Here is a 16,400-nt window from a genome sequence, read left to right on the forward strand (position 1 = left end):
CTCCTTATAGTTGGTCTACAAGTTCTTTGAATTTATCTCCACGTTCTTCATAATTTTTAAACATCCCCCAGCTTGCACACGCCGGCGATAAAAGCACCGCATCGCCCGGCTTCGCATATTTCACGCACTGTTCAAACGCCTCCTCAAAGGTATCTGCCATAATAATATCGTCAAATCCGTTTGCATGAGCGCTTTGCGCGATCTTCTCTCTCGTTGCGCCAAGCAGAACAAGTTTTCTCACTTTCCCGTCAAACGCCTTGATCCACTCATCATATTCGGAATCTTTGTCGTAACCTCCCCCGATCAGTATGGTAGGACGGTTCATGGCCTGAATCCCTTTGATCGCTGCGTCCGGATTTGTTCCTTTCGAGTCATTATAATAAAGGACACCTCTTTTTTCTGCCACAAACTCAATTCGATGTTCCACTCCGGGAAATGTCAGAAGATTTTTGCGGATCACCTCGATCGGAACACCATATGCATACGCCATTGCAGAAGCAGCCATCACATTTTCATAATTGTGTGTTCCGAGAATCTTCAGTTCACTGACATCGCAAAGCTCGACCGGAACATCTGCCGCGCAAATGATTTTTGTTCCATCAAGATATATCCCTTTTTCCAGTTTACGCGCACTGCTGAAATATAGAACTTGCGCTGCCGTTTTTTCTCCGAATTTCTGAAGTTCATCATCCTCATAATTCAATACGCACACATCTGCTTTTGTCTGATTTTCAGCAATACGCTCTTTCGCTTCGATATATGCCTCCATTGTATGATGACGATTCAAATGATCGGGAGTAATATTCAAAATCGCGCTTACTTTCGGATGAAATGTATGTATTGTCTCAAGCTGGAAACTGCTTATTTCCGCTACAATTACCGCGTCGTCCGTCGTTTCTTGTGCAACGCTTGTATACGGAGTTCCTATATTTCCTACAATATAAGCATGTTCTTTATAGTCCTGCATGATCTGTCCCAAAAGGGCTGTCGTCGTCGTTTTCCCGTTTGTTCCTGTAATTGCAAGAACGTCTCCTTTTCCAAACACATATGCAAGTTCGATCTCTCCCCAGATCGGGATGCTCTTTTCACGCATTTTTTCAACGATCGGAAGATCCGTCGGCACTCCCGGACTCATCACTACAAATGAAAGCTCTTCTATAATCTCTTCCGGAAATGTTCCGAGCACTATACTGAATTGCCCGTTTTCTTTTTTAGTTTCTAAAATTTTAGCTTCAATCTCATCGGCGCACAGTTTTTCATTTCCATCATACAAAACAACATCCGCGCCTTTTTCGAGCAAAAGCCTGCATGATCCTTCTCCACTGATACCCGAACCGAAGACGAGCACTTTTTTTCCTCTTATATCCATTTTTATACCCCCATCAGCGCAATGAGGCAAAGCAACGCCGTTATGATAGAAAATACAGCTACCACTCTCGTTTCAGACCATCCGCATAATTCAAAATGATGGTGGATCGGCGCCATTTTAAAAAACCTCTTTCCGCCTGTTTTCTTAAAATAAGTAACCTGAATCATGACCGAAGCCACTTCCACAAGGTAAATAATTCCAACGATCAGGATAAACAAAGGCATCTGCATCATATAAGCCGTGCCTGCCACAAATCCTCCAAGAGCCAAAGACCCTGTATCTCCCATAAACACACTTGCCGGATATACGTTAAACAGTAAAAATCCAAGCAGCGCCCCGACTACAGCACAGGTGACAGGTTCGATCCCGCTTTTCGTTCCGATCGCCACAACTGTAAAAAATGTTGCGACAAGAACGGTCACACTGGAAGCAAGGCCATCCAGTCCATCTGTAAAGTTTGTTCCGTTGACCGTTCCGATCACTGCCACAAACAAAAGCGGAACTGCCATCCAGCCGATATCAAGATAATATCCGTTAGAGAACGGCACAAGCATCGTAAGCGGAATATCCGCCACTTTCACGAGATAGAATGCAAACACAGCCGTTACAATAATCTGCAGAGCCATTTTCTGCATCGGCATCAGTCCATCCGAACGTTTCAACACAACTTTAAGATAATCATCAAGAAATCCGATCAAACCAAACGCCACTGTAAGGAATAAAACCGGAATGATCTTCGGATAATCTTTCACATAGAACAGGGATGTCACAATAACAGCCGCAAGAATAATAATGCCGCCCATCGTCGGAGTTCCCGCTTTTTTCAAATGAGACTGAACGCCTTCTACACGCTCCGTCTGCTTCATTTTCAGTTTCCGCAAAAAAGGAATCACAATCGGTCCGAGCACAAGACTTACCGCAAATGCCGCAAGAACCGGAATCACTACATGACTACTCATAAATCCACCTCTTCATCTCTTTTATCTCATAAAGTATAAACCATCCATTACTTTTTTTCAATCCCGAGATAGGGGAGCACATTATCATATATGTCCCGAAGCACCGGGGCAGCGATCGTTCCGCCGTAATAAATTCCCTGAGGATCATGGATGATGACCATTCCGAGAATCTGAGGATCGTCCGCCGGAGCAAATCCTATAAACGAAGAAATATATTTTCCGGCGCTTCTTGGAAGCGTTTGAGACGTCGCCGTCTTTCCCCCGATAGAATATCCTTCAAGATACGCGTTTTTTCCCGATCCTTCGGAAACAACTTTCTCCAGAAGTTCTTGCATTGTCTCCGATGTTTTCTCCGAAACAATCCCTTCTTTTTCCCCATACTTAAACGTCTTGACCGTTTTCCCTTTCTTATCTAAGACCGACACGCCAAGATGCGGCGTTACACGCCTGCCGCCATTTACCATCGAACTGACCGTCACCGCCATCTGGATCGGCGTAATCTGAAATGATTGACCAAACGTCATTGTGGCCAGTTCTACCGCTTTAATATCTTCTCTTTTATGCATAATCGTCCCCGCTTCTCCGGGAAGATCGATGTTCGTCAGGCTCATCAGACCAAACTGTTCAAAATAGTCGCAAAACCTCTCTGATCCCAGTCTAAGTCCGATATCCATAAATACCGGATTACACGAATTTTCAATCCCTTGCACAAAAGTTTCCGTTCCATGCCCTCCTACTTTATGACACCGGATTTTCCTGTCTTCTACGATCCGATACCCCGGGCAGGAGAAAGTATCGTCTAAAGAGACGACGCCTTCTTCAAGACAAGCCGCCGACGTAATGATCTTAAAAGTAGATCCCGGCTCATACGTATCGTTAATGCAGCGGTTTCTCCACATCTGATTCAGTCTGTTCTGACGTTCTTCATCTGTCATCTGATCTTCCGTTTTGTCATTCAAACGATAAGGTTCATTCAAATTAAATTCAGGCACATTTACCATAGCATAAATTTCTCCGTTCTGCGGATTCATCAGCAAGACCGATACCCCTTCTGCCTGTTTTTCCTCCAGCACCTTTTCGGCCGCCTGCTCACAATACGACTGGATATTGTAATCAAGACTTGTTTTTAATGTATTTCCGGCAACCGGTTCAATCCGGTCCTCCGCAACCCCTTCCAACTCTATTCCTCTGGCATCTGTAACCGTCAGTATCTTCCCATTTGTTCCTTTTAATACGTCTTCATATTTCACCTCAAGACCGATGATCCCCTGATTGTCGCTCCCTGTAAATCCAAGCACTCTTGACGCAAGCCGGTCATATGGGTAGTATCTTTTGAAATCTTCATCCACTTTTACTCCCGGCAGATTATACTCACGGATACGGTCGCCTGTCTTTTTGTCAACATTCGTCTTTATTTTTTCCATAGAAGATACTTTCTCTACCTTTTTCAAAACATCCTCCCTGTCAAGTTCCAACTCTTTACTGAGCATGTCTGCCGTCTGCTGCGGATCTTTTATCTGACTGTGAATAACCGAAATCGTACACACCGTCCTGTTTGTCGCAAGAACAACTCCGTTTCTGTCTACGATCTCCCCTCTGGCCGCTTTGATCTCCCTCTCCCTTTCATGCAGTTCCTCCGCCATGTTCTGATAATACTCCGCATCAAATATCATAAGATAAACAAGTCTGCCTATCAGACAAAAAAGCACGAAAGCCGCACATAAAAAAACGACAAGTACTTTTCTCTTATTATAAGTTTTATTTTTTATTCTTTCCTCTATTTTGTTTCTCATAACAAAAAATCCCCACAGAAGATATTTTTACAGTTTATTATATCTTCTGCAGGGTTATTCCTCTACTCTGAAACGTCAGACGACGCCCAATCATCTAAATCAGGTGTATAGTTTTCATCCACATACGATCCGTCTGCATTTCCGTATGTATCCTCATAATTTTCATCATAATCCGTATATTCTGTATTGCCGAAATTCTGACCTTGCGCCTGAGCGTTTTGCCCGCTTTGTGCAATAGTCGTAATGCCAAGATACGGGAATGCCTCAGACATGATCTTCTGACTTAATCCCAGAACAAGGGAGCTGTCATCCTGTACAGCCGTATTAGGCTCATCGATCACAACATAAACTACGACTTCCGGATTGTTCTGCGGCGCATAACCGATATAAGATAACAGATACTTTCCGTTTCCCCTCGGAAGTTTTTCCGCTGTTCCCGTTTTAGCGCCGATATCATACCCTTCCACCTTTGCCCTCGTTCCTGTTCCGTAATCCATCGTCGCTTTCAAATACTGTCTCAACATCTTAGACGTTTCGGAAGACACTGTCTTTCTCAAAAGAACCGGATCTTTCGTCTCTATTACATTGCCGTCTTCATCCTGAATCTGTTTTACAACATGGGGTTCATAATAATATCCTCCGTTCACAAGAGAAGAAAATGCAGAAACCATCTGTGTCATCGTTACATTAAAATTCTGTCCGAATGAATTGGTAGCCAGATCGATCTCTCCCATCGTATCCGCCGTATAAAGCAGTCCTGACGTTTCCGCCTCTCCCGGAAGATCAATCCCTGTATACTCTCCAAACCCAAAAATAATGCTGATATTTTGTAAAATTTTCCGGACCGATCACCGCTGCCATATCCATAAGAGCTACATTACATGAATTTGCAATGGCATCCTGTATCGTTTCCTGTCCGTGTCCCGACTTATAGTGACAGCTGATCTTCGTTCCGAGAACGTCTTTAGAACCTCCGCAGTAATAGCTTTCGTTTCCGGTCAATGTTCCTGTTTCCAAGCCGGCCGCCACAGTAAACGGTTTCGCAGTAGACCCCGGCTCATAAGCGTCACTTACGCAGAAATTTCTCCAAAGATCATTCATCGCTTCGACCTGATCTTCTTCACTCATCGCATCCCACTGCTCTTTTGTATAAAGCAAAGATAGATTTCTCGGATCATTCAAATCAAAATTAGGGTACGATGCTTCCGCCAGTATTTCTCCTGTGTTCGGATTCATAATGATAACGGCTGTGTTTTTACTGCCGGGATTTCCATCTGCGGCATGCGCACTGTTAAACTCTAAAATGCATTTTTCCACAATATTTTGCAATGTCACATCAATGGTAGACACGACCGTATTTCCGTTCTTCGCAGGTTTGACAGTACGCTCTACCGAAGAATCGGAGTCAAAATACCCATACTCTCTTCCATCCGTTCCGTTGAGAATTGAATTATACGCGCTTTCGATTCCAAGCGCCCCTTGATTTCCTCCATATACAAATCCAAGCACATCACTCGCCATAGAACCGTATGGATAACTCCTCAAATAGTCTTCTTCCAGCCAGATTCCTTTCACATTCGGATATTTTTTATCATCTTCATCAATCTTCTTAAACTTCTGAGCAGTCGCATAATCCACATCTGACACAAGCACTTCATAACGACTGTCCGGAGACTCTTTGATCAATTTATCAACAACGTCCCCCTCTACATTGAAACATTCTTTCAATACTTCCTTTGTCGGTTCGATATACTCCTTTTTGTCCATCATAACCGCCACGTCAAGGATCACGTTATATACGCGCTCACTTGTCGCCATCTTTGTTCCGTTACGATCGACAATATCGCCCCTTTTAAAAGCGATCACCCTGCTGTCATAGTTTTGCTGATCTAAAACAACTTTTGTATATTTGCTTCCCTTCGTTACATTTATATAGGTTATTCTTCCTATAAGAACAACAAAAGCCAGTACTACTGCCATAAATAGCATTACCAGCTTCCGTTGCATTCTGAGCGGGAATTTTCTTGTCAAAAATTCAAATCTACTCTTTTTTCTTTTCTTTACAGCCATAATTTTTTCCTTACTTTAATACATCGCTGGACTTTGCGAGCACACCGCTTTCCGGAATATCGTTATACTGCTTTACATAATCCCCTTCCGGACTATCGTATTCTACGATTGTTCCCTGAGCAGCATAAACCATCCCCATTTCATTCATCGCTCTGTCCCGCACCGTCTCGAGATTCACCGAGTCTGCCGCCGAATTATATGCAGTATTATTTGCCTCCGTCAGATCTGCAAGTTGTTCCTGCATTGCCGTAACATTTTCCGATCTGCTTACGACCTCCGACTGAAGATTTAAGTATAAAACGCAAATCAATACCGCACAGACTGCCGCTGCCGTAAGAAATACAGCATAAGCCGGACTAATACTCATCGCGCGGTTTCGGTTCTTAACAACCCGGCTGCTTGTCCGTTTCGTCTGCTCCCTCTGCTGCGAATACGGACTCTTCGTTTTTCTCGGAAGAGTTTCTGCCTGACGTACAGTATTTCCATATACATAAAATCCACTTTTGTCTCTTTCACTTAGACTTGTCGTTCTGTATTTGGATGTACGATAGTTTGCTGCCATGACAAATGCCCCTTCCTTTTTTGTATTTTCCTAAGGGTTCTCCCCTCCCCTCGGAAATTCGTTTCTATATGATACACTCCCAATTTATGCCCGTTCAAATATTCTGAGTTTCGCACTTTTTGAACGGCTGTTTGATTCCGTTTCTGCCTCCGACGGCAAAATTGGTTTTCTCGTGATCACTTTCCCTTTTGAAATCTTCCCACAGACACATACAGGAAAATGACTCGGACAAGTGCATGGATTTTCGTTTTTCCTAAATGCACTTTTCACAATGCGGTCTTCTAACGAATGAAATGTAATAATGCATATCCTTCCACCCGGATTCAGCATCTCGATCATGTCATCCAACGACTCCCTCAAAACATCCAGTTCGTGATTCAACTCGATCCGAATCGCCTGAAATGTCCTTTTCGACGGATGACCTGACGTCTTACGAAACTTCATCGGTATCGCATGACTGATAATTTCATTCAGTTGTCCCGTTGTTTCAATCGGATTTTTCCTACGCTCCGCCACAATATGCTTTGCAATATTCTTAGCAAATTTATCTTCCCCATAGTCGCGGATCACACGGTAAAGTTCCGACTCACTGTATTCGTTGACAATGTCTCTCGCCGTCATTTTCTGTCTCTGATCCATTCTCATATCAAGCGGCGCATCCACCCGATAAGAAAATCCGCGTTCGGCGGTATCAAGCTGGTATGATGAAACTCCCAGATCGATCACAATACCATCTACTTTGTCAACACCTATATTCTGGAGCTGCGGCTTCATATCACGATAATTGCTCCGAATTATCGTAACCTTCTCCCCGAAGCCTTTCAGGCGTTCTCCCGCTGCTTTAATTGCATCGGCATCCTGATCTATTCCTATAAATCTCCCCTTACTGCCAAGCCTTCTGCACACTTCATAGGCATGTCCGCCTCCGCCAAGCGTAGCGTCTACATAAACCCCATCCAGTTTGACGTTCAACCCGTCTACTGTTTCGTTCAGTAGAACAGACACATGTTCAAATGCCATTGTCTTCTCCTTATCAAATACGAATTCCTATGGATTCCATACGCTCTGCAATCGCGTCCAGATCTTCCTCGCTGATCTGACTGCGTTCCTCCCAAAGAGCCTTATCCCATATCTCGATGCGATCCTGAACTCCCACTAAGACTACATCTTTTTCTAATCCGGCTGCTTTGCGGAGCGACGGCGGGACAAGAACTCTCCCCTGCTTGTCGAAACTGCCCTCCGAAGCGCTTCCGAAAAAATAACGCTTGAAAATTCTGGCATCCTTACTCATGCGTGGCAAAGTCTCAAGTTCAGCAACGAATTTATTCCATTCTTCCTGAGAGTAAACAAAGAGGCAGCCTTCCAGTCCGTTACAAATAACGAAACTGTCACCAAGATCATCCCGCAGTTTTGCCGGAATGATGAGTCTTCCCTTTTCATCAATACTATGGTTAAACTCTCCTAATAACATCTGGAATCCTTTCTCTTAATGTGAGCTCCACATCGCCCCTACTTTACTCCACTAGCCTCCACTCTTTACCACTTGACTCCATTCTAAACCACCACTCCCCTTTTTCAACCCTTTTTTGAGATTTTTTTGTGTCCTTTTTTCGGCTAAAAACGAATCAAAAAACAGGATTTTTCGCAAAAAAAGAACATGTATGGCATTGATGTTCCAAATACCCTACATGTTGTGTTTTTAATGAATTTATTCACTTTAAAGTTTTAAAAAAAATTTGGGTGCAAGGGTGTGCGCTCTTCAAATTCGGCGCTCACTCCCCACACCACACCATTTACTCAGCAGAACCTTCTGCATTCAGTCCGTTCAAATAATCAGATACGGCGTCATAATTCACCTCTGAGACAGTTCTCTCTTTTCCCGACTCATAGATATCATAAGCAGAATAACCAAGCCATCCGATCAATGCCAGAGCTACCACCACAAGCACCCCTTTACGCATATTATTCATCAGCTTCTGCTTACGCATGATCTGTTTTCTGTTTACTTTTTCCTGTTTATAACGGTCAACCTTTTCCTGACTCATCCCGTATTACTCCTTTCAGATAAGATACTACGCATGAGGACATTTTATCACAAACACTTCTACAGTACAACTATTATTCCACCGTCATTTGCATACATTGTGCTGATTCCGCCTGTCTCTACTATAAAACTGTCTTTTACTTTTATCTTATCGAGAATCATACGCTCTATCTCTCTTGCTCTTTCCGGGCAGTTGCAGTGAGCGATCGCCAACACTTTATTCTCTGTATTTTTGCCATCTGCCACAATATGCTCTGCCATCTTCGCAATCGCTTTCTTAACTCCTCTCGCCTGACCAAGCTGACAAATCGTTCCCTCCGGAGTTGACCCCATCACCGGTTTGATATTAAGAGCGCTTGCCATCAACGACTTAATTCCTGTAAGCCTTCCGTTCTTCCGAAGTGTATCCAGATTTTCAAGAACAAAATATGTGTGCTGTTCTTCGATATATGCTTCCACATGCTCTATCACTTCTTCAAAAGAATACCCTTTTTCTTCACACTCTTGTATTTTCAATGCGATCAAACTTTCACCTACCGATGCCGAACGCGAATTAAATACATAGATTTGTTTATCCCCGTCTTCGTTTTCTTCCTTCCACAGCTCTTTTCCAAGCTGAGCGCTATTATACGATCCGCTTAATTCCGCTGACAAGGTCACCACATAAACCCTCTTCTCCGCTCCGCCGTAAAGTTCCATATATGCATCCGGCGAAGGACAGGAAGACTTCGGACATTCCGGACTCACCGCTACTCTTTTCAGAAAATCTTTCCGGTCAAAACTTTCATCATCCAAGATCGTATCTCCGTCAACGAGCATACTCAAAACCGCCGTATGGTAAATCCCGCTCTCCTTCATCTTATATGTCAATTCTCCGCAACTATCCAAAACAATTTTATAATCCATAACACTTCCTCCTGAAACGCAAAATATATTTTACGCTTCTATTGTATGTAGTTTTTAATACCACATATAAATATATCACACATCTCATAAGAAAGGAAGCTTTTTCTATTCTAATCTTATTTTCCGTGAAATTCCAAGCGCAATTCCCATTTCCGCCATCAAAAATACGATTGCAGTTCCGCCGTAACTGATAAAAGGCAACGTAATACCCGTTGTCGGAAGAAGTCCCGTCACGACAGCAATGTTCAAAATAACCTGTAATGCGATATGCGCAAATATCCCAGTCGCGATCAGCGAACCGAAAAGATCGGGCGCATTTTTCGCAATAAAGATCAGTCTGTATAACAACAATGCAAACAGGACCAAAATAACAACCGCGCCAAATACGCCAAGCTCCTCACAAATAACGACAAGGATCATGTCATTTTGCGCTTCGGGAATCACGCCCAATTTCTGTGTACTGTTTCCCAGTCCTTTTCCGAACAGTCCTCCGCTTCCGATCGCATAAAGTCCCTGCATGACCTGAAAACTTCCCGTATCGGCCGTAGCTTCCGGGTTCAGCCACGAGATCACTCGCTGGAGACGGAAATTATCACTGTTCGCCACAGTTACCGAAAGAATTGCGATCCCGACTGCCGCTACCGCAATCCCGATCCCGATTATTACAAGAAACGGCTTCGTCTTCGGATGGCTTACAAAAATCAAAATACATGTAATCCCCGCCACGATGATCGCCGTACTCAGGTTATCTGTCAAAAACAAAACGCCTGCCGATGCCACTGCGCCAAATGCAAGTATCTGTGCAATTCCTTTCGGCGAATATGCCCTTTTCCCAAGACGGCATAACTCATAAGATATAAATAGAATCACTGCTATTTTTGTAATCTCGGCAGGCTGCAGCGAAAGGTTGCCGGGAAGTCCGATCCAACGTCTCGCGCCATTGACAGTCACGCCAAGCGGAGTCTGTACAAGCGCCATCAAAAACATCGAAATTACATAGATTTCAAATGCAAACGCTCCATACAGATGATAATCTAACTTTGACACAAGATACATGCCGATAAATCCGCCCACACCGATCAACGCCTGTTTTGAAAAATAGTACATGTCATTTCCGAAATCAGCCTGCGCTTCATAGAAACTGACACTATAAAGCATAACAAGACCAAAACACATCAGAAAAATAATCACAAAAAGAAGGTCATAGTCAAAATATTGTTCTTTTCCCGCTGCACTTCTTTGTCTTGCGATCAGCGCCGATAAACTATTTCTGTTTTCATAACGAGTTCTGCCTGACGTACGTTCCTTTTTCCCTTTGCGGGAATTCACACGTCGAGAAACCGGACGCTCCGTCCGTATCACTTCACGCCTACGGTCAATCGTTCTGCGGTATCCCTCATACCCGCTTCTGATATTCATCGGACGCATCGGCGCCGTATCGTACACATCTTCTCTGACGGGACGCATCGGCATCGTATCTCCGAGGTTTCTTTTCTTTTGCTTCTTTACATTTTTCCTGCCCTGTTCGCGTCTCTTGATCGGACGCACAGTCCTGCTTCTCATATCATCACACCCATCATCAATCTTATTTACCTGCTGTCATGGAAGGATGCACCGGTTTCCCATGTTCAAAAAAGCGGTCATACCATACAAGGAAAATATATACCGTCCAGATTTTGCGGCTGTCATCTGTTTTTTCATTCGTATTCTTTCCGTCTCTGTGATCTTCCAGCATCTTCATAAGCAGATCGGTATTAAAGAATTTTTTCGCCATAGAAGATGCAAACATCGCTCTCACACGATTATAATATTTTTCCTCTTTCAGCCAAACCCGAATCGGGATCGGAAAACCAAGTTTCTTTTTCTCTGCCGTCTTGTTTCTGATACTGCGTTCCGCCGCTGCCCGGAGAGCAACTTTCGTGCGCGGTGCCTGCACTTTATATTGAAGAGGAAGGCTTTCCGCAAGTTCCAGAACATTCCGGTCAAGAAACGGCACTCTGACTTCCAAAGAATTCGCCATGCCCATCTTATCCCCTTTCATAAGGATATCGTGAACAAGCCAAAGATGCAAGTCCACATACTGCATTTTTGTCACCGCATCCTTATCTTTCACCCGGTTATACAAAGGTTTTGTCACATCCTGAATTCCCGGTCTGCATCCCTTTTTCAAAATTTTAGCAGCCTCACGCTCTGTAAATATATTCGTAGCATTGGCAAAATACCGTTCTTCCAGCGTCTTTCCATGACGCATAAGAAATCCACGGCCTTTCATCCCCCTCGGCAGACAGTATTCTGCAAATTTTCCCATAAAGCGCCGGATCGGCATCGGGATTTTATTAAAAGCAGTATGTTCAAGAGGTTCACAGTAAATATTATATCCTCCGAACAATTCATCCGATCCTTCACCCGAAAGCACAACTTTTACTTTCTTTGCCGCTTCTTTACTCAAAAAATACAGTGCAACCGCCGCAGGATCCGCCACAGGCTCATCCATATAATATTGAATATCCGAAAGACTGTCCCAGTATTCATCCGGCGTGATCACCTTCGCATCATTCTTCATATGAATACTTTCGGCAAAATCTTTTGCATCCTGAATCTCACTGTATTCTCCCTCGTCAAATCCGACTGTAAACGTATGATCGACTTGTCCCAGATAAGTCAGGTAACTGGAATCCACTCCGCTTGATAAATAAGACGCAACCTCCACATCGCTAATCTTATGCTTCTCTACCGACTCCTTCATGACTTTTTCCACTTCAGCCGCAGCTTCATCGAATGTTTTTTCATATTTTCCTGTAAAATTCGGTTCAAAATACCGCGATATTTCCATTTTCCCATCTTCATAAATAAAGTAATGACCGGGCTGAAGACAAAATACTCCTTTGAAAAAGGTTTCGTTAGTCGGTACGAACTGAAAGGAAAGATAATTTCCCAAAGCATCTTCATTAAAAATCTTATCAAATTTCGGATGTTCCATAAATGCTTTGATCTCAGACGCAAACAAAAAGGTCTGATTCATCTGCGCATAGTAAAAAGGCTTGATTCCAAAAATATCCCTTGCACCGAAAAGTCTTTTTTTCTTTGTATCCCAAATCACAAACGCGTACATTCCCCGGAGACGATCGACAAGTTTCTCTCCCCACTGCTCATATCCGTGTATCAGAGTTTCCGAATCTGTATTAGAGACAAATACATGTCCAGCCTCGATCAATTCTTTTCGCAGTTCCTGATAGTTATAGATTTCCCCATTGAAAACAAGCACCATGCTTTTATCTTCATTATAAAGGGGCTGATCTCCGACTGAAGACAGGTCGATAATGCTCAAACGCCGAAATCCAAGAGCCGCATCCTCATCAACATATTTCCCTGCACTGTCCGGTCCTCTGTGTATGATTGTATCCATCATATTTACAAGAACAGTTTCCCGATCTTCTACTTTACCGACAAAACCTGCAAAACCACACATTTTTCTTCTTCCTTTCCATAATATCCGAAATAATAGATAAGGAATCAGTTTCCGGTAAGCCATTTACCTGATCTGATCCCTCATTGATCTCTCGTATATGATATCTTCTTCAAAACAAAAATATACTTCTGCAATCACCGGAAGTGCCAAAAAGCACGCTCCGAAATCGCAAGCGTCCGCCAAAATCTCGGGCAAGCCCGAACTTCGGCTCGCCGCCGCAATAGATCAGTCGGGGTGACAGGATTCGAACCTGCGACCTCACGGCCCCCAGCCGTGCGCTCTAACCAAACTGAGCCACACCCCGATGACTTACCTATTATATATAATTTAATGGCAGTTGTAAAGGATTTTTCCATATATCATTCGCAAAAACGTAAGTCGTTCATATTATAATAATGAATTTACAACAAAAGGAGATACCGCCAATGGCAACTTGTCAAACAAATAATCAGATGCGTTATATGCGCCGTACAATGCCCGACACCTCCTGCCCGTGTCACGAAACAGTTCCTATGAACGGATGTCCGAATACCCGGGACTTTTTCCCTGCAAATATGCCGATTGCAATGGCATATGTTCCATGGCAAAAATGGCAGAACATTTATGAACCGTGCCGCGCTCTTAAAAACGGAACGATCTTTGAGGAATTAAATAAACCATTCTCAGGGAAAGGAGCCTGCTGCCGATGAAAAACTATCCTTATTCTAACTCAAACTGTTCTGTCACAAATAATAATACTCAAGACTGTTCTTTAAATAACGCTTCAATGAAAAATATGCATCGTTCTATGAACCGAAACCAGCTTATGGAGCATATCAACCAGGTTAGTTTTGCTGTTGACGAAGTAAAACTTTATCTCGATACGCATCCTTGCGACAGCGAAGCGCTTGCGTATTTTCATGAAATGAGCGCCCACCGCAACGACGCTTTAAAACAATATGCTTCTGCCTACGGACCACTGACTGTCGACACAGCCGATTATTCCTGTGCCGAACGATGGAACTGGATCAATGAACCGTGGCCATGGCAGGAAGGAGGATGCTGATTTATGTGGAATTATGAAAAACGTCTTCAATATCCGGTAAAAATCACACAAACCAATCCTAAAATTGCAAAGATCATCATCAGTCAATTCGGAGGTCCCGACGGAGAACTGGCCGCATCTATGCGCTATCTCTCTCAAAGATATACTATGCCGTATAAGGAAGTAACAGGAACGCTAACCGATATAGGAACAGAAGAACTCGCTCACATGGAAATGGTATGCGCCATCGTTTATCAGCTCACCAAGGACCTTTCTCCGGAGGAAATCGAACGCTCCGGATTTGCTCCTTATTATGTAGATCACACACTTGCTCTCTGGCCACAGGCAGCAAGCGGCGCCCCATGGACAGCAACTTATTTCCAATCAAAAGGAGATCCCATCACCGATCTTCATGAAGATCTTGCGGCAGAGCAGAAAGCGCGTACAACGTACGATAATATTCTTCGTCTCGTAAAAGATCCTGAAGTATGCGATCCGATCCGTTTCTTAAGACAACGTGAAATCGTCCACTACCAACGTTTCGGTGAAAGTTTACGCATTGTACAGGAAAAACTCGACAGCAAAAACTTCTATGCTGTCAATCCCGAGTTTGATAAATAATCACTGCAACACAAACTTCCCCTCCCGTTTCAGAGTTTTCTCTCTCCGGGAGGGGAAATAATTTTTCATTTATATATTTTCAGAAAAAGGATTTCTCTTTCACACTTACTGCAGCGTCACTTCTATAGTCTGCTCTTTATACTCTCCGTTTGTCTGAGGAATCTGGATTTTTAACGTCACAGTTGTACCTTTCTCATAGTATTGCAGCTGCTCCTGAAGAGCCTCCATGCTGTCTACTGTTATGTCATCAATAGCTGTGATAATGCACCCTTTTGTCATTCCTGCTTTTTCTGCACCGCCGCCTTTTGCAATTTCTGTTACATATACTCCTGCCGGCATCTCAATCTGCTGTGAAAAGGCATCCGAAACACTGATTCCGGTTATGCCGATAAGGCCTCTTTTATCTTCCGCAACTTTTGTTTTTGTTTCTCTGTTCATAAGGTTTTCAATCAAATCACCGACATCACTGATCGGAATTGCATATCCGATTCCTTCCACACTGTCACCTACAAGTTTTGAAGAGTTAATGCCGATCACTTCCCCATTTACATTGACAAGAGCGCCTCCGCTGTTTCCTTCGTTGATCGCCGCATCCGTCTGGATCAATTTCACACCGCTTTCCTGTGTATCTCCAGTCTCTTCATTTGTCATAGAAACAGAACGGTTCAATGCACTGATAACGCCTGTTGTCACAGACTGTCCGTATCCAAGTGCATTTCCGATGGCGATCGCAGGTTCGCCGACTTTCAGGCTCGTGGAATCACCCAGAGTGGCAACTGAGATTGCATCCAGTGTATCATCCGAAATATTCTCAATAGGCACTGCAATAACTGCAACATCATACTGGGCATCTGTACCCTTAATGTTTGCTTCTACAGTTGATTCATCCGTAAAGGCAACTGTAAGAGTATCGCTTCCCGCAACAACATGATTGTTCGTCACGATCAATAACTCTGTGTCTGTTTTTCCGATAATAATTCCGGTACCTGCGCCTTTTGACTGCTGTTCATAAGTTCCGCCGAAAAAGCTGCGGACTTCTTCTACCGACATACTTGTGATAGAAACAATAGACGGCATCACCTGATCCACAACTTCAGATACATCAGATGTCACTACGCTGGATGATTTTGAAAGAGGAGTCCCTTTACTTACCTTATCAGAAGATGCGGTTGTAGATTTTGAAGAGTCAAGCAACCCAAACACCCGGTTTCCAACCACCGTTGTTGTAAGGAAAATCCCACTTGAAACAACACCGAATAAAATAGCAAAACCTACGACTGCAACCGTCCGCATCAAATTCTTATGCGGCTTTTTTTCCTTTTTCAAATGATCGCCGCCCGGCTGCCACTGTGGGGTATTTCCCTTTTGTTCTCCGTTTTGGCTGCCTTCGCTCTGAGAATTCATTCTCTGCCGATCTTCGTTATTTGAATTTTCATTTGGATTATAATAATTATATTGATTGTCCATAACACTACCCGCTTTCTTTCTTTTTTTCTATGGTCTTATCATAGCGGATTAATGTGATGAATTTGTGTTTATTCATTTAACAAATATTGAATTGAAAACACAAAAAAAGACCGGAC

At 43.4% G+C, this 16,400-nt stretch carries 14 protein-coding genes, 1 tRNA gene and 1 pseudogene; 3 read left to right on the plus strand and 13 right to left on the minus strand.

Annotation, left to right across the window (positions count from 1 at the left end; translation table 11 throughout):
- Nucleotides 1-4: 4 nt before the first annotated feature.
- The 12 genes and pseudogenes from murD to RUMTOR_RS07150 all read right to left on the minus strand — a co-directional run bounded on the left by murD (nucleotide 5) and on the right by RUMTOR_RS07150 (nucleotide 13,476).
- Nucleotides 5-1,369, minus strand: coding sequence for a UDP-N-acetylmuramoyl-L-alanine--D-glutamate ligase (gene murD / locus RUMTOR_RS07095; protein ID WP_004846513.1), 1,365 nt, complete (start codon nucleotides 1,367-1,369; stop codon nucleotides 5-7).
- 2 nt (nucleotides 1,370-1,371) lie between these two features.
- Complete coding sequence (mraY, locus tag RUMTOR_RS07100) at nucleotides 1,372-2,328, minus strand: phospho-N-acetylmuramoyl-pentapeptide-transferase (RefSeq protein WP_004846514.1); 957 nt, start codon at nucleotides 2,326-2,328, stop codon at nucleotides 1,372-1,374.
- Nucleotides 2,329-2,375: 47 nt separating this feature from the next.
- Nucleotides 2,376-4,097, minus strand: a complete 1,722-nt coding sequence (locus RUMTOR_RS07105; RefSeq protein ID WP_044953163.1) for a penicillin-binding transpeptidase domain-containing protein — start codon at nucleotides 4,095-4,097, stop codon at nucleotides 2,376-2,378.
- A gap of 86 nt (nucleotides 4,098-4,183) precedes the next feature.
- Nucleotides 4,184-6,191 (minus strand): annotated as a pseudogene (locus tag RUMTOR_RS13910) (peptidoglycan D,D-transpeptidase FtsI family protein).
- 10 nt (nucleotides 6,192-6,201) lie between these two features.
- The gene (locus RUMTOR_RS07115) at nucleotides 6,202-6,753 is read right to left on the minus strand and encodes a hypothetical protein (protein ID WP_004846519.1); all 552 of its coding nucleotides are present in this window, start codon (nucleotides 6,751-6,753) and stop codon (nucleotides 6,202-6,204) included.
- Nucleotides 6,754-6,837: 84 nt separating this feature from the next.
- Nucleotides 6,838-7,773 (minus strand): 16S rRNA (cytosine(1402)-N(4))-methyltransferase RsmH, encoded by a 936-nt coding sequence (gene rsmH, locus RUMTOR_RS07120; RefSeq protein WP_004846521.1) that lies wholly within the window; start codon nucleotides 7,771-7,773, stop codon nucleotides 6,838-6,840.
- A gap of 13 nt (nucleotides 7,774-7,786) precedes the next feature.
- Nucleotides 7,787-8,224, minus strand: a complete 438-nt coding sequence (gene mraZ / locus RUMTOR_RS07125) for a division/cell wall cluster transcriptional repressor MraZ (protein WP_004846523.1) — start codon at nucleotides 8,222-8,224, stop codon at nucleotides 7,787-7,789.
- A gap of 322 nt (nucleotides 8,225-8,546) precedes the next feature.
- On the minus strand, nucleotides 8,547-8,798 hold the full coding sequence (locus RUMTOR_RS07130) for a hypothetical protein (protein ID WP_004846524.1): 252 nt from the start codon (nucleotides 8,796-8,798) through the stop codon (nucleotides 8,547-8,549).
- A 59-nt stretch (nucleotides 8,799-8,857) separates the two neighbouring features.
- Nucleotides 8,858-9,703 carry a DegV family protein gene (locus RUMTOR_RS07135; protein ID WP_004846527.1) on the minus strand — a complete coding sequence of 282 codons (846 nt, stop codon included), beginning with the start codon at nucleotides 9,701-9,703 and terminating at the stop codon, nucleotides 8,858-8,860.
- 105 nt (nucleotides 9,704-9,808) lie between these two features.
- Nucleotides 9,809-11,176, minus strand: coding sequence for an FtsW/RodA/SpoVE family cell cycle protein (locus RUMTOR_RS07140; RefSeq protein ID WP_009242749.1), 1,368 nt, complete (start codon nucleotides 11,174-11,176; stop codon nucleotides 9,809-9,811).
- A gap of 112 nt (nucleotides 11,177-11,288) precedes the next feature.
- The gene (gene asnB, locus RUMTOR_RS07145; RefSeq protein ID WP_022003177.1) at nucleotides 11,289-13,172 is read right to left on the minus strand and encodes an asparagine synthase (glutamine-hydrolyzing); all 1,884 of its coding nucleotides are present in this window, start codon (nucleotides 13,170-13,172) and stop codon (nucleotides 11,289-11,291) included.
- 229 nt (nucleotides 13,173-13,401) lie between these two features.
- Nucleotides 13,402-13,476: transfer RNA gene (locus RUMTOR_RS07150), tRNA-Pro, on the minus strand.
- 121 nt (nucleotides 13,477-13,597) lie between these two features.
- Here RUMTOR_RS07150 and RUMTOR_RS07155 point away from each other — a divergent pair.
- The 3 genes from RUMTOR_RS07155 to RUMTOR_RS07165 all read left to right on the plus strand — a co-directional run bounded on the left by RUMTOR_RS07155 (nucleotide 13,598) and on the right by RUMTOR_RS07165 (nucleotide 14,817).
- On the plus strand, nucleotides 13,598-13,861 hold the full coding sequence (locus tag RUMTOR_RS07155; protein WP_009242751.1) for a spore coat associated protein CotJA: 264 nt from the start codon (nucleotides 13,598-13,600) through the stop codon (nucleotides 13,859-13,861).
- Between the two features lie 77 nt (nucleotides 13,862-13,938).
- On the plus strand, nucleotides 13,939-14,217 hold the full coding sequence (locus RUMTOR_RS07160) for a spore coat protein CotJB (protein WP_004846537.1): 279 nt from the start codon (nucleotides 13,939-13,941) through the stop codon (nucleotides 14,215-14,217).
- 3 nt (nucleotides 14,218-14,220) lie between these two features.
- On the plus strand, nucleotides 14,221-14,817 hold the full coding sequence (locus RUMTOR_RS07165; protein WP_004846540.1) for a manganese catalase family protein: 597 nt from the start codon (nucleotides 14,221-14,223) through the stop codon (nucleotides 14,815-14,817).
- Between the two features lie 105 nt (nucleotides 14,818-14,922).
- Here the strand turns inward: RUMTOR_RS07165 and RUMTOR_RS07170 are convergent, their stop codons facing one another.
- Nucleotides 14,923-16,284, minus strand: coding sequence for a S1C family serine protease (locus tag RUMTOR_RS07170; RefSeq protein WP_004846541.1), 1,362 nt, complete (start codon nucleotides 16,282-16,284; stop codon nucleotides 14,923-14,925).
- Between the last annotated feature and the right edge of the window lie 116 nt (nucleotides 16,285-16,400).

The sequence above is a fragment of the [Ruminococcus] torques ATCC 27756 genome (genome assembly GCF_000153925.1).
Taxonomy (GTDB): domain Bacteria; phylum Bacillota; class Clostridia; order Lachnospirales; family Lachnospiraceae; genus Mediterraneibacter; species Mediterraneibacter torques.